The following is a 16,041-nucleotide window of genomic DNA, read 5'->3' as shown; positions in this document are numbered from 1 at the left end:
GCCCGGTTCGGAATGGCGGGCCGCCGCGCCACGCTTGCGGCGCCGCGCCACGCTCACAGCGCCACGAACACCACGCCGTCCTCGATCCTGACCGGGTAGGTCGCCAGGTTGTCGCGCAGCGGCGAACAGAGCGCGCGGCCGTCGCGCACGTCGAAGCGGCCCTGGTGCAGCGGGCACTCGATCTCGTGGCCCGTCAGGAAGCCGTCGCACAGGCGCGCATTGCCGTGCGTACAGAGGTTGTCGGTGGCGTAGACGTTGCCTTCCACGCCGTACAGCGCGATCTCGCGGTCGCCCGCCTGCACGGCGATCACGTCCTCGTCCGGCACGTCGGCCAACGCGATGGCCTTGATCCAGTTCGTCGTCATGTCGGGAGTCCTGGTCAGATGGGGTAGATCAGCGAATTCGGGATCAGCTCGCTGTCGAAGATGCACAGGCGCGATTCGAACTTCAGCCCGTCGGGCGTCTGCCGGATCACGTCCAGGTAGCGGCCGACGTTGTAGACCGTGGTCAGCTGGTTCGGCTTGGTGCGGAACACGGCGTAGTTGGCTTCCGATTCGATCCGGTCGCCCTTCACCGACAGCACGCGTGGCGCGCCGACCACGTGGCGCTGGTAGTAGGGGTCGTGGAAGATGGTGTCGGTGGCGCCGTAGATGCGGTCCTTGAGCATGCCGCGGCTCTCGAACGACAGGGTCGCCAGCGGGTAGCCGCGCTCGTGGTTCTCGCGCGGCAGCACCTTGTAGACGCAGTCCTCCAGGAAGAACTCGGGCCATTGCTCCCACTGCTCGGCGTCGAGCGCGGCGGCGTAGTCGGCGTACAGCCGGGTCAGCTGGTAGTAGAGGGGAAAGTCCAGCATCGTCACGCCTCCGCTTCCATCACGCGGCGCCAATAGGCGTACATGCCGCGGATCAGGGTCTCGGTCACCATGTGGTCGGTGTTCTCGGCGGTCTTGCCGCCCAGTTCGGCCACGCTGCGGTGCCAGGGCTTCTGCGCGAAGCCGGATTGCGAGAACTCGATGACTTCGCCGTCGTCCGCCGACACGAAGCCGGCGGGGCCGAACAGGTTGGCCTGGCGCAGGCGGCGCTGCGTCATCTCGGGCGTGTCGTCGGCGAAGCCGAAATGGGTCCAGACGAAGTCGAAGGCGTCGTGGCCCACCGGCTGGATGTGGCGCGTCGACAGCGAGTTGACCTGCTGCTGGATGATGACGCTGGGGAACAGCGTCATCAGCACGGCGGTGGGGCCGTTCCACCAGGGTTCCGGGACGATGTCGAGGAAGCGGTCGTCGTTCAGCGTCATCTGTTCCTTGAAGCTGGACACGCCGCTGGTGACGCTGCCCTTGCCGCCCTGGCCGCGGGTCGAGATCATGGCCGCGTGGCGGAAGTGGCGGTCCATCTTCAGTTCGGAGCGGTTGTCGGCGCGCCACAGCCCGAATGTGACGAACCAGGTGTGCAGCAGGCCGGGGTGGTACGGGTCCTTGATGTTTTCCTGCATCAGCTTCCAGTTGCCCGGGATGCGCTGGCGGCTGTAGCCGTGGATCACCAGCTGGCGCCCGTCGAAGACGCGGTCGAAGTAGTGCAGGATGTCCGGACCCAGGTAGTCTTCCAGCGGCTCGACGTCGTGGTCGAACGAGGCGAACACCACGCCGTTGCGGCAGGCCACGGCCAGCTTGGTCAGGCCATGTTCCTCGGGCTTGAAGTCGGGCGGCATGCCGCCGTTGACGCGGCCGTCCTGCTTGACGCCGCGGCGGAACGGCACGCCGATCAGGTTGCCCTGCAGGTCGTAGTTCCACTGGTGGTAGGGGCAGACGAATTCGCTGCGGTTGCCGGAACGTTCGCGGCAGAACTGCACGCCGCGGTGGGCGCAGACGTTCTCCACCACCCGCACCTGGCCGTCGTTGTCGCGCAGCAGGATGACGGAGCGCTCGCCCACGGCGGTGCGCTTGAAGTCGCCGGGGTTGGGGATTTCCGCTTCCAGGCCGACGTAGCTCCAGTGGCCGCGATAGAAGAAGCGCTCCAGCTCGCGCTGGTGCAGGGCGGCGTCGGTGTAGACGCCGAAGGGAATGCGGTGGCTGCCGTCGCCCTGCCAGGGGGGCACGAACGACAGCGGCTGTTCGGGGATGTTCATCGGCAGCCTCCGGCGAGGCGGCCGCGCCTACAGGGCGTGGCGGTGGGATGGCGCATGGTTGTCTCCTTCATCCATCGGGGCCCGCGCGACATGGGCGCAGGCGTTTGTTGCATCATCGGCCAGGGTGTGAAATAAATAAATAGAATCTGGATGATGGCAACAATCACCAAAATAAATATTGGTGGAGACAAGCATGAACCTGCAAGACATGGACCTGAACCTGCTGGTCGTGTTCAACGAGCTGTGCAAGCACGGCCGGGTGTCGGCGGTGGCGCAGAACCTGGGCATTTCGCAGCCGGGGGTCAGCAACGCGCTGGGGCGGTTGCGCAAGCTGCTGGGCGACGAGCTGTTCCTGCGCACCTCGCGCGGCATGGTGCCCACGCCCTACGCCGAGGCGCTGGCGCAGCCGATCGCCGATGCGCTGGCGGCGCTGCACGGCACGCTCAACGCCCGCGCCAGCTTCGATCCGGCGCGCAGCGAACGGGCCTGCGTCATCGGCGTGAACGATGTCGGTGAAACCTATTTCCTGCCGCGCCTGATGCGGGCCCTGGACGGCGCCGCGCCGGGCGTCACCATCCGCACGGTGCGCACCACCTCGATCGACGTGAAGGATGAGATGGAGCGCGGCCGCATCGACCTGGCGATGGGGTTCCTGCCGGGCCTGAAGCATGGTTTCTTCCAGCGCCGGCTGTTCCGCCAGCCTTATGTGTGCATCTTCCGCCAGGATCACCCGCTGGCGCGCACCGGCGTGTCGGCGCGGCAGTTCCGCGCCGCCGAGCACGTCGCCATCGTGTCCGAGGGCACCGGCCACGGCGTGGTGGACCAGGTCATCGAACAGGCCGGCATCCGCCGGCGCCTGCGCCTGACGGTGCCGCACTTCATGGCGGTGGGGCCGGTGCTGCAGGCCACCGACATGATCGCGGTGGTGCCGCGCCGCTTCGCCGATTGCGCCTGCAAGCCGTTCGGCCTGGCCACCGCGCCCTGTCCGGTGAAGATCCCGGAGTCCGTGATCAACGTGTTCTGGCATGCCCGCAACCACCGCGAGCCGGCCAATCAATGGCTGCGGCAGGTGGTGGTGGAGCAGTTCGCGGACTAGCGCCGCGCCGGTCCGAGCCTCGCCTTGGCGCGGACGGCGGCGCTTAGTCCGCGGTGGACGGGCGGCGCGTCTCAGAACTGCATCTGCGCCGACAGCGCGACGCTGCGCGGGCTGCCCAGGTAGTAGCTGTTGAGCCAGTAGTCGCGGTTGGCGACGTTGTTGACGTTCAGGCGCAACGTGACGGGGCGGCCGGTGACCTTGGTGGCGTAGCGCAGGCCCAGGTCGAAGGTGGTGTACGACGGCAGTCGGCTGTTGTTGCTGGCCGTGGCGTATTGCTGGCCGACGAAATAGACGCCGCCCGTCAGGCTCAGGCCGGGCGCGAAGGGCAGGGCGTATTCGGAATACAGCTTGGCCATGACCTTTGGCACGTTGATGGGCGCATTGCCGTCGTTGGCGCTGCCTTCGACGCGGGCGGTGAGCAGCGTCACGCCGCCCATGATGGTCCATGCGTCGGTCGCCTTGCCCACCGCCGAGACCTCGGCGCCGCGATGGCGCTGGATGCCGTCCTGCACGTAGAGGTTGGCGTTGTTGGAATACTCGTAGGCCTTCTCGATGTCGAACAGCGCGCCGCTGACCAGCAAGCCGCCCAGTTCGGCCTTGATGCCGAGTTCGCGCTGCTTGCTGCGCATCGGCGGCAGCACCTGCAGGCGGTTGACGGCCTCGTCGGGCGCCACGCCGCCTTGCTCCAGGCCTTCGATGTAGGTGGCGTAGGTGGTCAGCCAGGGCGTGGGCGAGAACATCAGCGAGGCATTGGGCGAGTTGCGGCCGCGATCATAGTCCGGCTGGCCGGGCGCGCCGTCGGCGTCGCGTTCCATCGACTTGATGGTGCTGCGGTTGATGCCGACCAGCGCCGACCATTGATCGTTGAAGCGGACCAGGTCGCCGATCATGAAGTTGTCGTTGCGGATGCGGCTGGCGTAGTAGGTGCGCTTGGCGGCGTCGGAGGGCCAGTCGGGTTCGGGGACGTGCGTCGGCGAATCGAGGCCATAGGGGCCGAGGTAGCCGGTGTTGGGGAAGTAAGTGGTCTGCCACTGCTTGTCCATGTAGCCGTAATAGCCCAGGGTGATTTTGTGGCCGACCTGCCAGGTGTCGAACGAGATGTCGGCCAGCGCCTGCCAGGCTTCGGATTCCGTCTTGGTCTCGCCGACCTTCTGGCGCAGTTGCGCGTACTGGCCGTTTGGCCGGATCGAGTTCATGGTGTGGTACTGGACCGGACGGTCCTGGTATTCGCGCAGGTGCGCGACCCGCAGCGTCAGGTGGTCGCTGGCCTCGTAGGTCATGCGCGCCATCCATTTGCGGCTTTCGGTCTCGTCGCGGATCCAGGGCTGGCTCCAATCCTTGCTTGAATCCGGGGCCTTGGGGCGGGAGACGCCTTCACCGACGAACCAGTACGCCGTGGGCGACTGCATCTTGTAGTCGCTATACGAGGCGCCGAGTTCGAGCTTGAAGCGGTCGGTGATGTTGAGGTCCAGCGCCAGGCTGGCCAGGGTGCGGTCGATCTTCTGGTCGTCGACGGCGGTGTCGCCGTCCTGGCGCACCAGGTTGACGCGGTAGCCGACCTTGCCGTTGTCGTCGAACGGGCCGCCGAAGTCGCCATGCACGTAGTACTGGCTGCCGCCGTAGTTGCCGACCGTGATGCTGTTCAGGCGGTCGGGAGTGGGGCGCTTATTGACGTAGTTGACCATGCCGCCGGGCGAGGCCGCGCCGTACAGGAAGCCCGACAGGCCGCTCAGGACCTCGACCCGTTCCTTGTCTTCCAGCGAGGTGGCGAACCCGTACGAGCGGCGCAGGCCGTCTTCGGCGCGGTCGTAGCTGTTGAAGCCGCGGATCTTGACCATCGGCGCCCAGCCGCTGAGCTGCGGGGTCTGCGTCAGGGTGGATGGGTTGATGCGGTAGACGTCGTCGGGCGATTGCGCCTGCACGTTCTGCAGCAGGTCGCGCGTCACCACGCTGAAGGAATAGGGCGTATTGCGCAGCTCCATGCCGCCCAGCGCGCCGGCGGCGGACACCGTGGTGGCGCGATAGCCGTCGCTGGCGGTGCCTTCCTGCTGCAAGGCGGCGGTGGCGCTGCCCTGCACCGTGACGCTGGGCAGCGTGACGGCGTCGCCGGCGGGCGCCAGGCGCGCGCCGAAGGCATTGCCGCGCCGCACCGGTTGCAGGCCGGTGCCGGCCAGCACCGCGTTCAGCCCGGACCAGGGCGACTGCCGCCCGCGCACGCCGGGGCTCTGGCGTCCGGCGGTCAGCGCGGCGTCGACCGAGACCTGAATGCCGGCCTGCACCGCGAACTCGGTCAGCACGCGGCTCAGGTCGCCGGCGGCGATGTCGTAGTCGCGTTCGGCCGCGGCGGCGGGGGCGGCCTGGGCATGGGCGGGCGCGGTGCCCAGCGGGGAAAGGCCGAGCAACGCGGCGGCGATGGCGGCGGCAAGCGCCGTGGCGGCGGATTGGCGGAGGGGGGCGCGGTGGCGCGGGAAGGGCTGGGAGCGGAAGGGCATAGGTCGACGGGAGGTGAAAGAGTGTGGCTTCACCCCGTATGCCAATCGAGGACGAAAAAAGGGGAACCTCGCGGGCAACGCGCGGCGCATCGCGGCCGGCGCCCGGCGCTACCTGGGTTCGAGCACGGTCCACCAGGGCATGGGCGTGCGTATCCGCAGCGGCAGCGTCGCTTCCAGGGTGGCCAGGGCCTGCTGGGTATCCGCCGTCGAATAGGTGCCGACGATGCGCAGGTCGGCGATTTCCGGCGCGCAGCCCAGGTAGCCGCGGCGGTAGCGCGACAGTTCGGCCACGAAATCGCCCAGGCGCATGTTCTCGGCCACCAGCAGTCCGTCGGCCCAGGAGCGGCGCGCCAGGGCGGCGGCTTCGGCGGGCGCGGCGCCGGCTTGCGTGACGCGGGCCTGTTCGCCGGCATGCAGGATGCCGCCGGGGACGCCCTTGGCCACGGGTTCGATCCGCACCGCGCCGTCGAACACGGCGACCACGCTGGCGCCGTCCTGCTGGTAGACGCTGTAGCGCGTGCCCAGGGCGCGCAGCCGCGCCTGGGCCGTGTCGACCACGAAGGGGCGCGCGGGGGATTGGGAGTCGGGCGCGGTGGCGATCAGGATCTCGCCCGCCACCAGCTTGATGCGGCGCAGGTCGGGGCCGTAGTCCACGTCGATCGCGCTGTCGGTGTTGAGCCAGATGACGGCGCCATCGGCCAGCCGGATCTGGCGGCGTTCGCCCAGCGCGGTGTGATGGCTGGCGGCCCACTGACGCCAGGGCAGGGCGCGCGATGCGCCCCAGGCGCCGAGGCCGGCGCCGCATAGCAGCGTCAGGGTCTTCAGGGTAAGGCGGCGGCGGGCCTGGCCGGCCGCGGCGGCGTCCAGCAGGCGGCGCGCCATCGACTTGTTGCCGCCCGGCAGGTCGAGGAACTTGCCGCTGATGGCCTCGACCTGGCGCCAAGCCTGCTGGTGGGCCGGGTCGGCGTCATGCCATTGGCGCCAGCGCTGGCGTTCGGCGGCGTCGACCGACGGTGCGCCCAGCGCCGCATACCACTCGGCGGCCTGCTGCAGCACCTGGAAGCTGGGCGCGGCGGCGCTCATGGCGCGGGCGTCTGGCCGGCGGTCAGGCAATGCAGCATCGCCTGCGCCATGTATTTCTTGACCATGCGTTCGGACACCTCCAGGCGCGCGGCGATCTCGAGGTAGGTGTAGCCCTCGAGGTGCGACAGCAGGAAGGCGGCGCGGGCCTTGGGGTTGAGCTGGTTGAGCAGCGCGTCGAGTTCGCACAGGGCGTCCAGCAGCAGCGCGCCTTCCTCGGGCGAGGGCGCCAGGGTGTCGGCCACGGTGGCGAGCGTGTCGCGGTAGGCGCGTTCCAGGTCCTGGCGCCGCCAGTGGTTCACCACCAGCCCGTGGGCGATGGTGGTGAGGTAGGCGCGCGGTTCGCGGATCGGTTCGAGGTTGCGCAGCACCCGCAGGAAGGTGTCGTGCGCCAGGTCGGCGGCGTCGAAGGCATTGCCCAGGCGGCGACGCAGCCAGTCCTGCAGCCAGCCGTGGTGGTCGCTGTAGAGAACTTCGATATCAGGGGATGCCGCGCGCGGGGGGGAGAACACGATGGGGACGCCGCCAACGTCGAATAATCAATAAGAATGAGTATCAATTATTCTTCAGGCTCGCCGGTTTGGCAATCGGCGTCGTTCCGGGGCCGGTGGGACTCAGGTTTCGCGCAGGGTGACGGTGAACCAGCCGCGCAGGGCGTTGGACAGGCGGATTTCGTCGGCGGCGTGCAGGTCGGCCAGGGTCAGCACGCGTTCCGTGACGTTGCCGGTGTCGAGCAATTCGGCGCGCTGCACGCCGGGCAGACAGCCGCTGTCGACCGGCGGGGTGTACCAGTCGCCGTCCAGGCGCAGGTAGACGTTGCTGCGGCTGCCTTCGCACAGTTCGCCGCGTTCGTTCAGGTAGACCAGGTCGAAGATGTGCGGATGGGCCGGCAGCCATTCGATGGTCTTGGTGTACCAGGGGCGGTAGGTGGTCTTGTAGCGCAGCAGCGGTTCGGACGAGCGCAGCGCCTCGGGCGCCAGCATGATTTCCTGCTCTGCCGGCAGCGGCGGCAGCACGGCGGTCTGGATGTGGCGGCTGCCGTCGCGCGCGACCAGCAGGCGCAGGCGGTGCGCGCCGGGGGTGTTCAGGCTGAGCGCGGCGATCATGATGTCGCTTTGCACCGCGTTGCCGCCCCAGGTGTAGCCCAGCGCCTTGCACGACTGCTCCAGGCGGCGCAGGTGGCGCGCCAGCAGGGGCACGCGGTGCTCGGCGTCGACCAGGATGGTCTCGATGAGTTCGGGTTGCATGAGGGCTCCTGGTAAACGGCGGACGGCGGCGGGCGGGGCCGGGTTCTATCCTACCCCGCGGACACGGATTGCGCACTCAGGCGCGCAGGATGCGGGCCTTCCAGTGGCATTCCTGCCATTCCTCGGCCGGGTCGGAGTCATGCACGATGCCGCCGCCGACGCTGTAGACGCCGTGGCCGGCCGCGTCCAGCACCAGCGTGCGGATCGCCACGTTGAGCGAGAAGTCGCCATCGGGGGCCAGCCAGCCGATGCTGCCGCAATACAGGCCGCGCGGCGCGGTTTCCATCTGGCGGATGCGGCGCATGGCGGCGACCTTGGGGGCGCCGGTGATGGATCCGCAGGGGAACAGCGCGCGCAGCACGTCCTCGAGCGTGGCGTCCGGCGCCTGCGCCGAGACGGTCGAGGTCATGGTCCAGACGGTGGGATAGCGTTCCAGCGAGAACAGCGCCTCGACCTTGACCGAGCCGGGCTCGGCCAGCCGGCCCAGGTCGTTGCGCAGCAGGTCCACGATCATCAGGTTTTCGGCGCGGTTCTTGTCGCTGGCCAGCAGCGCCTGGCCCAGGCGCTGGTCCTCGGTGGGATCGGGATGGCGTGGCGCCGTGCCCTTCATGGGGCGGGTGGTCAAGCGCGGGCCGCGGCGGGCCACGAACAGTTCCGGCGAGAACGACAGCACGGTGCGCGCACCGTCCTCGATGTAGGCGCCGTGCGCCACCGGATTGCGCGCGGCGATACGGCGGTACAGCGTGGCCGCGTCGCCCTGGTACTGCACGTCCAGCGGCTGGGTGTAGTTGACCTGGTACAGCTCGCCGGCGCCGATCAGGTCGCGGATGGTCTCGATCTGGCGCACGTAGGCGGCCTCGGTCATGCGGGGCGCGGGAATGCTGAGCGCGCCCGGCGCGCTGTCGGCGTCCGGCGCGTCACACGGGGTTTCGTCAAGCTTGCGTTCGAACACCAGCGCCGTCAGGCGCGCCCGGCCGTCGTCGCGCGGCGGCGTCCAGGGGCCGGCGGGCGCGGGCAGGGCGGCTTCCGGCAGCAGCCATTCGCCCAGTTCGTAGTCCAGCAGCAGGGCGACCCAGCGCCCGCGCTGGCGCGCCGCGTCGATGGCGGCCAGGGCGGGGCCGACCTCGGCCGCCGCGCGCGCCTCGATGCGGGCGCAGAAACCGTCCAGCAGCAGGGCGCGGCCGGCCAGCCGGTCCTCAAAACGACAATGCATGACTCTCTTTACTGTTGCGCCAGGAACTCCGTCAGCACCCGGCCCGTGTGGGAGTGGTCGCTCAGGGTCATGACGTGTTCCGGCGACCCCTGCGCCACCAGCTTGCCGCCGCCGTTGCCGCCTTCGGGGCCCAGGTCCAGCAGCCAGTCGGCTTCGGCGATGACGTCGAGATTATGCTCGATCACCACCACCGTGTTGCCGGCTTCCACCAGGCGGTGCAGCACGTGGATCAGCTTTTCCACGTCGGCCATCGACAGGCCCACGGTCGGCTCGTCCAGCACGTACAGCGTGTGCGGGATGCGCGAGGCGCGGCCGGTCTTGATCAGGCCGTCGGTCAGGCGCGCCTTGGACAGCTCGGTCACCAGCTTGATGCGCTGCGCCTCGCCGCCGGACAGCGTCGGCGACGGCTGGCCCAGCGTCAGGTAGCCCAGGCCGACGTCCTGCATCAGCTGCAGCGGGCGGTGGATCTTGGGATGGGCGGCGAAGTATTCGATGGCGTCATCGACTTCCATGGCCAGCAGTTCGCCGGCATTCTTGCCGCGCATCTGCACGCTCAGCGTGTCGCTGTTGAAGCGCGCGCCGTTGCAGGCGTCGCACGGCACCTTCACGTCGGGCAGGAAGTTCATTTCGATGGTGCGCATGCCCTGGCCTTCGCAGATCGGGCAACGACCGTCGCCGGTGTTGAACGAGAAGCGCGCCGCGGTCCAGCCGCGCATGCGGGCCTCGCGGGTGTCGGCGAACTGCTTGCGCACGTCGTCCCAGAAGCCGACGTAGGTCGCCGGGCACGAGCGCGGCGTCTTGCCGATCGGGGTCTGGTCCACTTCCAGCACGCGGTCGATCGCTTCCCAACCCTTGATGCTTTCGCAGCCGGCCCAGCCGGGCGCCTTGCCCTGCGAGACGGCCTGCATCAGGTTGTCCAGCAGCACTTCGCGCGCCAGCGTCGATTTGCCGGAACCGGACACGCCCGTGACCACGCTCAGGCGGCCCACCGGGATCTTGGCGTCGACGCTGCGCAGATTGTGCAGGCGCGCGCCCTTGATCTCGATCATGGGGGTGTCGGCCTCGACCGGGCGGCGGCCCTGCAGCGGGTGTTGCAGCGGCTTGGCCAGGTAGCGGCCGGTGACGGATTCGGGCGCGTCGATCAGGTCCTGCGCGCTGCCTTGCGCCACCACGCGGCCGCCGCGGATGCCGGCGCCCGGGCCGATGTCGATGATGTGCGAGGCGCTGCGGATGGTGTCGTCGTCATGCTCGACCACCACCAGCGTGTTGCCGTTGCCTTCCAGGCGCGCTAGCGCGTCCAGCAGGATGCGGTTGTCGCGCGGGTGCAGGCCGATGGTGGGCTCGTCCAGCACGTAGCAGACGCCCTGCAGGTTGGAGCCCAGCTGCGCCGCCAGGCGGATGCGCTGCGCCTCGCCGCCCGACAGGGTGGGGGCGGCGCGGTCCAGCGCCAGGTAGTTCAGGCCGACTTCCTGCATGAAGTTCAGGCGGCCGCGGATCTCGGTGAGGATGTCGCGGGCGATCTCGCCTTCGCGGCCGCGCGCCACCAGGCCGGTGAAGAAGGTGTGCGCGTCCGACACCGGCAGCGAAGCCAGTTCGGCGATCGACTTGTCGCGCCAGCGCACGGCGCGGGCGACCCGGTTCAGGCGCTGGCCGTCGCACTGCGTGCAGACCTTGGCCTCGCCTTCGTACCAGGCGTTCCAGGCGGTTTCCTCGCCGGTCTGCTCTTCGTCGAAGCCCTGCAGTTGCAGGCCGGTGCCGAAGCAGCCGGTGCACCAGCCGTGCTTGGAGTTGTACGAGAACAGGCGCGGATCGGGCTCGGGGAAGCTGGTGCCGCACGACGGGCAGGCGCGCTTGACCGAGAAATGCTGTTGCTGCAGTTCGCTGTTGAGCGCTTCGTGCAGCTTGTTCACCGGCCACACCACCGACATCACGCCCTGGCCGTTTTCCAGCGCGCTCTTGACGGCGGCGCGCAGCTCGGCCTCGTTGGCGGGGTCGACCACCACGTCGGCCACCGGCAGTTCGATGGTGTGTTCCTTGTAGCGGTCCAGGCGCGGCCACGGCGCCACCGGAATGAACTCGCCGTCGACGCGCAGGTGCGAGTGGCCCTTGGACCCGGCCCACTTGGCCAGGTCGGTGTAGTAGCCCTTGCGCGCGGTGACCAGGGGCGCCAGCAGGCCGATGTGCACGCCCTTGTGCTCGCGCAGCAGGCGCGCCACGATCTGGTCGGTGTTCTGCGGTTCCACCGCGACGTTGCAGTCGGGGCAGTACTGCGTGCCCAGCTTGACGTACAGCAGGCGCAGGAAGTGGTGGATCTCGGTCATCGTGGCCACGGTCGACTTGCGGCCGCCGCGGCTGGTGCGCTGTTCGATGGCCACGGTCGGCGGGATGCCGAAGATGGCGTCCACGTCGGGCTTGCCGGCCGGCTGCACGATGGCGCGGGCGTAGGCGTTGAGCGATTCGAGGTAGCGGCGCTGGCCTTCGTTGAACAGGATGTCGAAGGCCAGGGTCGATTTGCCCGAGCCGGACACGCCGGTGATCACGGTGAACTTGTCGCGCGGGATCTCGACGCTGACGTTCTTCAGGTTGTGCTCGCGCGCGTTGCGGATCTCGATCGCCATGTTGTCCTGGCGGCGCTTGCGCATCACCGACTGCAGCGGCGTGCCTTCGCCGGCGCCATAGGCGGCGTCCGGTTCGGCGATGCGGGCCGTCAGGCCGGCCTGCTCGGCCTCTTGCGCGTCGATGTCGCTGCTGACCACCACGTCGGCCGGTAGGATGCTGACCTCGTAGTCGCGCAGCGCCGCGCCGGTGTGCGAGGCGGGGTTGGCCATCAGGTCCTGCGGCGTGCCGACGCCGATCACCAGGCCGCCGGCGTCGCCGCCTTCGGGGCCCAGGTCGATCAGCCAGTCGGCCGCGCGGATCACGTCCAGGTTGTGCTCGATCACCAGCAGCGTGTGGCCCGCGGCCAGCAGCTTGCGGAAGGCGCGCATCAGGCGCGCCACGTCATCGAAGTGCAGGCCGGTGGTGGGCTCGTCGAACAGGAACAGGCTGCCCTTCTTGGCGACCTTGGCGGTGGAGATGCCGCTGCGCGCCGCCTCGGCCAGGTGGCCGGCCAGCTTCAGGCGCTGCGCCTCGCCACCCGACAGCGTCGGCACGGGCTGGCCCAGCCGCACGTATTCGAGGCCGACGTCGGCCAGCGGCGCCAGGCCGGTCTGCACGTCGCGCAAGCCCTTGAAGAACTCCAGCGCCTCGCTCACGGTCATTTCCAGCACCTCGTCGATCGAGGCGCTCTTGCCCAGGTGTTCGACGCGCACTTCCAGCACTTCGGGGCGGAAGCGCTTGCCATCGCAATCGGGGCAACGCAGGTAGACGTCGGACAGGAATTGCATCTCGACGTGCTCGAAACCGGTGCCGCCGCAGGTCGGGCAGCGGCCATCGCCGCCGTTGAAGCTGAAGGTGCCGGCGGTGTAGGCGCGTTCACGCGCCAGCGGCGCCTGCGCGAACAGCTTGCGGATCGCGTCGAACGCGCCCACGTAGCTGGCCGGGTTGGAACGCGCGGTCTTGCCGATCGGGGTCTGGTCGACCATGACGACGTCGGCGATCTGCTCGGCGCCCAGCAGGCGCTCGAAAGCGCCCGGCGCTTCCGACGGCTTGCCCTTCTGCTTGAGCAGGGCGGGGAACAGCACGTCCTGCACCAGCGTCGACTTGCCCGAGCCGGACACGCCGGTGACGCACACCAGGCGGCCCAGCGGCAGTTCGACCGAGACGTTCTTCAGGTTGTGGGCGCTGACGCCTTCGAGCAGCAGGCGCGGCGTGTTGGCCGCCACCGGCATGGGGCGCGGCGCTTCGACGCGCTGGCGTCCGCCGAGGTAGTCGCCGGTCAGCGTGCGGGCCGCGCGCAGCTGCGCCGGCGTGCCGTCGAACACGATCTGGCCGCCGCGCTCGCCGGGGCCGGGACCGATGTCGATGATGCGGTCGGCGGCCACCATGACCTGCGGGTCGTGCTCCACCACCACCAGCGTGTTGCCGGCATTGCGCAGCCGGTGCATGACCTCGACCACGCGATGCATGTCGCGCGGGTGCAGGCCAATGGAGGGCTCGTCCAGCACGAACAGCGTGTTCACCAGCGAGGTGCCGAGCGCGGTGGTCAGGTTGATGCGCTGCACTTCGCCGCCGGACAGCGTGCGGCTCTGGCGGTCCAGCGTCAGGTAGCCCAGGCCGACGTCGCACAGGAACTTCAGGCGCGCGCGCACCTCGGTCATGAGCAGGTCGGTGGCGGCGTCGAGCGCGCCTTCGAATGACAGCTTGTCGAAGAACGTGCGCACCCGTTCGATCGGCAGCAGCATCACGTCATGGATCGACAGGCCGTCCAGGTTGTCGAGCTGCTCGCGGCTCCAGTTGGCGCCGACCGGCATGAAGCGCTTGTAGCGGCCGTCTTCCGGCGGCAGCACGGTGTCGGCCTCGGCCTTGGTGCCCAGGCGCCACAGCAGCGCGTCGGGCTTGAGGCGCGCGCCGTTGCAGGTGGGGCAGGGCGTGTAGCTGCGGTACTTGGACAGCAGCACGCGCACGTGCATCTTGTACGACTTGGTCTCGAGCCAGTCGAAGAAGCGCTGCACGCCGTACCACTGGTGCTTCCAGGCGTCGTTGCCGCCCTTCCAGTCGGGCGTGCCGTACAGCACCCAGCGCTTGTGCTCCTCGCTCAGGCTCTTCCAGGGCACGCCCAGCGGAACGCCGGCGCGCGGCGCGTACTTCTGCAGTTCGTCCTGGCATTCCTTGTAAGACGGCGTGGTCCAGGGCTTGATGGCGCCTTCCAGCAGGGTCTTGTTCTCGTCGGGAATGACCAGGCCGAAGTCGATGCCGATCACGCGGCCGAAGCCGCGGCAGGCCTCGCAGGCGCCCAGCGGCGAGTTGAACGAGAAGCTGCTGGGCAGCGGATCGGTGTATTCGATATTGCAGTCGGCGCAGTGCAGGCGGTCGCTGAACTTCCAGGTGTGCGCGTTGTCGCCTTCGGCGTCCATGACGTAGACGGCCAGGTGGCCGGCGCCCATGCGCAATGCCGTATCCAGTGCTTCCATCACGCGTTCGCGCTCGGTGCCGGCGAAGCGGAAGCGGTCCTGGATGACGTGCAGGATGCGGCGTTGCTCGGTGGCGGCCTTGGCCTTGCCCTTTTCCTTCTTGGCGCCCTTGGCCGGCGCGGTCGCGTTCGGCACGGCGGTTTCCTCGGCGTGCACGCGGGTGTAGCCCTGCTGCTCGAGGAAACCGCGCACTTCGTCTTCGGTGAAGTTGGTCGGCACGGCGATGGGGAAGGTCACCACCAGGCGCGGATCGCCCGCGGCGGCCGAGCGCTCGGCCAGCGAGCGGTAGATCGATTCCGGGGTGTCGCGCTGCACCACCTTGCCACAGCCGCGGCAGTGCAGCCGCGCGCCGCGCGCGAACAGCAGCTTGATGTGGTCATTGAGCTCGGTCATCGTGCCGACCGTGCTGCGCGAGCTGCGCACCGGGTTGGTCTGGTCGATGGCGATGGCCGGCAGGATGCCCTCGATGCGGTCCACCTGCGGCTTGTCCATGCGGTCCAGGAACTGGCGCGCATAGGGCGAGAAGGTTTCCACGTAGCGGCGCTGGCCCTCGGCGTAGAGGGTATCGAAGGCCAGCGAACTTTTGCCGGACCCCGACACGCCGGTCACGACGACCAGTTCGCCGGTGTCGATGGTCAGGTCCAGGTTCTTGAGATTGTTCTGGCGGGCGCCAACGATGCGGATTTGGGAGCTCATGGACGGTATCGTAGCCTGAGGGAGGGCGCGGCCCCGGACGACGGCCTGTGGCTGGTTCCGGGCGCGGCGATGTGGAATAATTGCCTATATGGTGAGGCATGTGTCCACAATGTGGTCAAACATGCGCTCTGCTGCTGTACAAATAAACAGTATCGCAGATTCGTCTGAAATTAGCGCGGTTTGCCTGGTGCATTCTGCGGATGCATTGTTAACGCAGGGCATCTACCCGAGATGGGGGTGGTCGTGTCGGAATCCAAGGTGGCGGGCGCCGCGGCGTTCGCCAAATTCATGACGGTGTTGCAGGCGGTGGCGGACGCGCCGCAGCCGCCCACGGCGGCGGCGCTGGCGCGCAGCAGCGGCTATCCGCGGCCGACCGTCTACCGCATCGTGGCCGCGCTGGCCGAGCAGGGCATGGTGGCCGAGACCGACGGCGCCTACCGCCTGGGGCCGCGCCTGCTGGCCCTGGCCAGCCGCGCCTGGTCGCAGTTCGACCTGCGCGCGACATTGGCGGCCGACCTGCAGGCGCTGCGCGACGCGACCGGCGAGACCGTGCACCTGGCGGTGCCGGCCGGCGCCGAAATGATCTACATCGACAAGCTCGAAAGCCCCGGCCCGGTGCGCATGGCCTCGCGCGTGGGCGCGGCGGTGGCGCTGCATTCGAGCGCGGTCGGCAAGGCCTACCTGGCCGCGCTGGGCGAGCCGGCACGCGAGCACCTGCTGCGCGACCTGCCGCTGGAATCGCGCATGCCCGGCACCGTGGCGAGCCTGCCCGCGCTGCGCGCGGCGCTGGCCGAGACGGCGGCGCGGGGCTATGCCCTGGACAACGAGGAAAACGAGCCCGGCATCGTCTGCTACGGCGTGGCGCTGCGCGATGCCGCCGGCCAGCCGGTGGCCTGCGTCAGCGTCAGCACGCTGATGTTCCGGCGCCGCGATGACCCGCAATCCGCCTATATCGAACCCCTGCTGCGGCTGCGCGATGCGGCCGCCGCCAAACTCGCCGTGCTGCCATCCGGCGGCGCCTGAA

The 16,041-nt window shown here is 69.1% G+C and carries 11 protein-coding genes; 2 read left to right on the top strand and 9 right to left on the bottom strand.

Annotation, left to right across the window (positions count from 1 at the left end; all coding sequences use genetic code 11):
* Positions 1–53 precede the first annotated feature (53 nt).
* The 3 genes from I6I07_RS01785 to I6I07_RS01775 are packed head-to-tail and all read right to left on the bottom strand — an operon-like array spanning position 54 to position 2,121.
* Positions 54–365 (bottom strand): non-heme iron oxygenase ferredoxin subunit, encoded by a 312-nt coding sequence (locus I6I07_RS01785; protein WP_006393099.1) that lies wholly within the window; start codon positions 363–365, stop codon positions 54–56.
* A gap of 14 nt (positions 366–379) precedes the next feature.
* Positions 380–853, bottom strand: a complete 474-nt coding sequence (locus I6I07_RS01780; protein WP_198485502.1) for an aromatic-ring-hydroxylating dioxygenase subunit beta — start codon at positions 851–853, stop codon at positions 380–382.
* Between the two features lie 2 nt (positions 854–855).
* Entirely contained in the window at positions 856–2,121 is a 1,266-nt protein-coding gene (locus I6I07_RS01775; protein WP_198485501.1) for an aromatic ring-hydroxylating dioxygenase subunit alpha, read from the bottom strand.
* A gap of 193 nt (positions 2,122–2,314) precedes the next feature.
* On the opposite strand from I6I07_RS01775, the gene I6I07_RS01770 reads away from it, so the two are divergent.
* On the top strand, positions 2,315–3,217 hold the full coding sequence (locus tag I6I07_RS01770) for a LysR family transcriptional regulator (RefSeq protein WP_198485500.1): 903 nt from the start codon (positions 2,315–2,317) through the stop codon (positions 3,215–3,217).
* Positions 3,218–3,288: 71 nt separating this feature from the next.
* On the opposite strand, the gene I6I07_RS01765 is transcribed toward I6I07_RS01770, so the two are convergent.
* From I6I07_RS01765 to uvrA, 6 genes are all read right to left on the bottom strand, one after another.
* Positions 3,289–5,709: a TonB-dependent siderophore receptor gene (locus I6I07_RS01765; RefSeq protein ID WP_269784323.1), complete on the bottom strand. Its 2,421-nt coding sequence runs from the start codon at positions 5,707–5,709 to the stop codon at positions 3,289–3,291.
* Between the two features lie 108 nt (positions 5,710–5,817).
* The gene (locus I6I07_RS01760; RefSeq protein ID WP_232625867.1) at positions 5,818–6,792 is read right to left on the bottom strand and encodes a FecR domain-containing protein; all 975 of its coding nucleotides are present in this window, start codon (positions 6,790–6,792) and stop codon (positions 5,818–5,820) included.
* A complete protein-coding gene (locus I6I07_RS01755; protein ID WP_061072347.1) occupies positions 6,789–7,301 on the bottom strand; it encodes a sigma-70 family RNA polymerase sigma factor in 513 nt (170 codons plus the stop codon). The genes I6I07_RS01760 and I6I07_RS01755 overlap by 4 nt, the downstream gene beginning before the upstream one ends.
* Before the next feature lie 102 nt (positions 7,302–7,403).
* Positions 7,404–8,036, bottom strand: coding sequence for an aminotransferase class IV family protein (locus tag I6I07_RS01750; protein ID WP_006393107.1), 633 nt, complete (start codon positions 8,034–8,036; stop codon positions 7,404–7,406).
* A 76-nt stretch (positions 8,037–8,112) separates the two neighbouring features.
* Positions 8,113–9,249 carry an aminodeoxychorismate synthase component I gene (locus I6I07_RS01745; protein WP_198485498.1) on the bottom strand — a complete coding sequence of 379 codons (1,137 nt, stop codon included), beginning with the start codon at positions 9,247–9,249 and terminating at the stop codon, positions 8,113–8,115.
* Between the two features lie 8 nt (positions 9,250–9,257).
* Positions 9,258–15,017 carry an excinuclease ABC subunit UvrA gene (gene uvrA / locus I6I07_RS01740; RefSeq protein WP_198485497.1) on the bottom strand — a complete coding sequence of 1,920 codons (5,760 nt, stop codon included), beginning with the start codon at positions 15,015–15,017 and terminating at the stop codon, positions 9,258–9,260.
* A 231-nt stretch (positions 15,018–15,248) separates the two neighbouring features.
* On the opposite strand from uvrA, the gene I6I07_RS01735 reads away from it, so the two are divergent.
* Entirely contained in the window at positions 15,249–16,040 is a 792-nt protein-coding gene (locus I6I07_RS01735; RefSeq protein WP_035360018.1) for an IclR family transcriptional regulator, read from the top strand.
* Position 16,041: the final 1 nt, after the last annotated feature.

The sequence above is a fragment of the Achromobacter deleyi genome (assembly GCF_016127315.1).
In the GTDB taxonomy this organism is placed as follows: Bacteria; Pseudomonadota; Gammaproteobacteria; order Burkholderiales; family Burkholderiaceae_B; genus Achromobacter; species Achromobacter insuavis_A.
The sequence above is the reverse complement of the archived record's forward strand: the minus strand, read 5'-3'. Positions and strand labels throughout refer to the sequence as shown.

What these genes read in the sequence shown, in the direction of transcription:
- I6I07_RS01785 (WP_006393099.1), bottom strand. Translation starts at nt 365, where the DNA reads ATGACGACGAACTGGATCAAGGCCATCGCGTTGGCCGACGTGCCGGAC.
- I6I07_RS01780 (WP_198485502.1), bottom strand. Translation starts at nt 853, where the DNA reads ATGCTGGACTTTCCCCTCTACTACCAGCTGACCCGGCTGTACGCCGAC.
- I6I07_RS01775 (WP_198485501.1), bottom strand. Translation starts at nt 2,121, where the DNA reads ATGAACATCCCCGAACAGCCGCTGTCGTTCGTGCCCCCCTGGCAGGGC.
- I6I07_RS01770 (WP_198485500.1), top strand. Translation starts at nt 2,315, where the DNA reads ATGAACCTGCAAGACATGGACCTGAACCTGCTGGTCGTGTTCAACGAG.
- I6I07_RS01765 (WP_269784323.1), bottom strand. Translation starts at nt 5,709, where the DNA reads ATGCCCTTCCGCTCCCAGCCCTTCCCGCGCCACCGCGCCCCCCTCCGC.
- I6I07_RS01760 (WP_232625867.1), bottom strand. Translation starts at nt 6,792, where the DNA reads ATGAGCGCCGCCGCGCCCAGCTTCCAGGTGCTGCAGCAGGCCGCCGAG.
- I6I07_RS01750 (WP_006393107.1), bottom strand. Translation starts at nt 8,036, where the DNA reads ATGCAACCCGAACTCATCGAGACCATCCTGGTCGACGCCGAGCACCGC.
- I6I07_RS01745 (WP_198485498.1), bottom strand. Translation starts at nt 9,249, where the DNA reads ATGCATTGTCGTTTTGAGGACCGGCTGGCCGGCCGCGCCCTGCTGCTG.
- uvrA (WP_198485497.1), bottom strand. Translation starts at nt 15,017, where the DNA reads ATGAGCTCCCAAATCCGCATCGTTGGCGCCCGCCAGAACAATCTCAAG.
- I6I07_RS01735 (WP_035360018.1), top strand. Translation starts at nt 15,249, where the DNA reads ATGGGGGTGGTCGTGTCGGAATCCAAGGTGGCGGGCGCCGCGGCGTTC.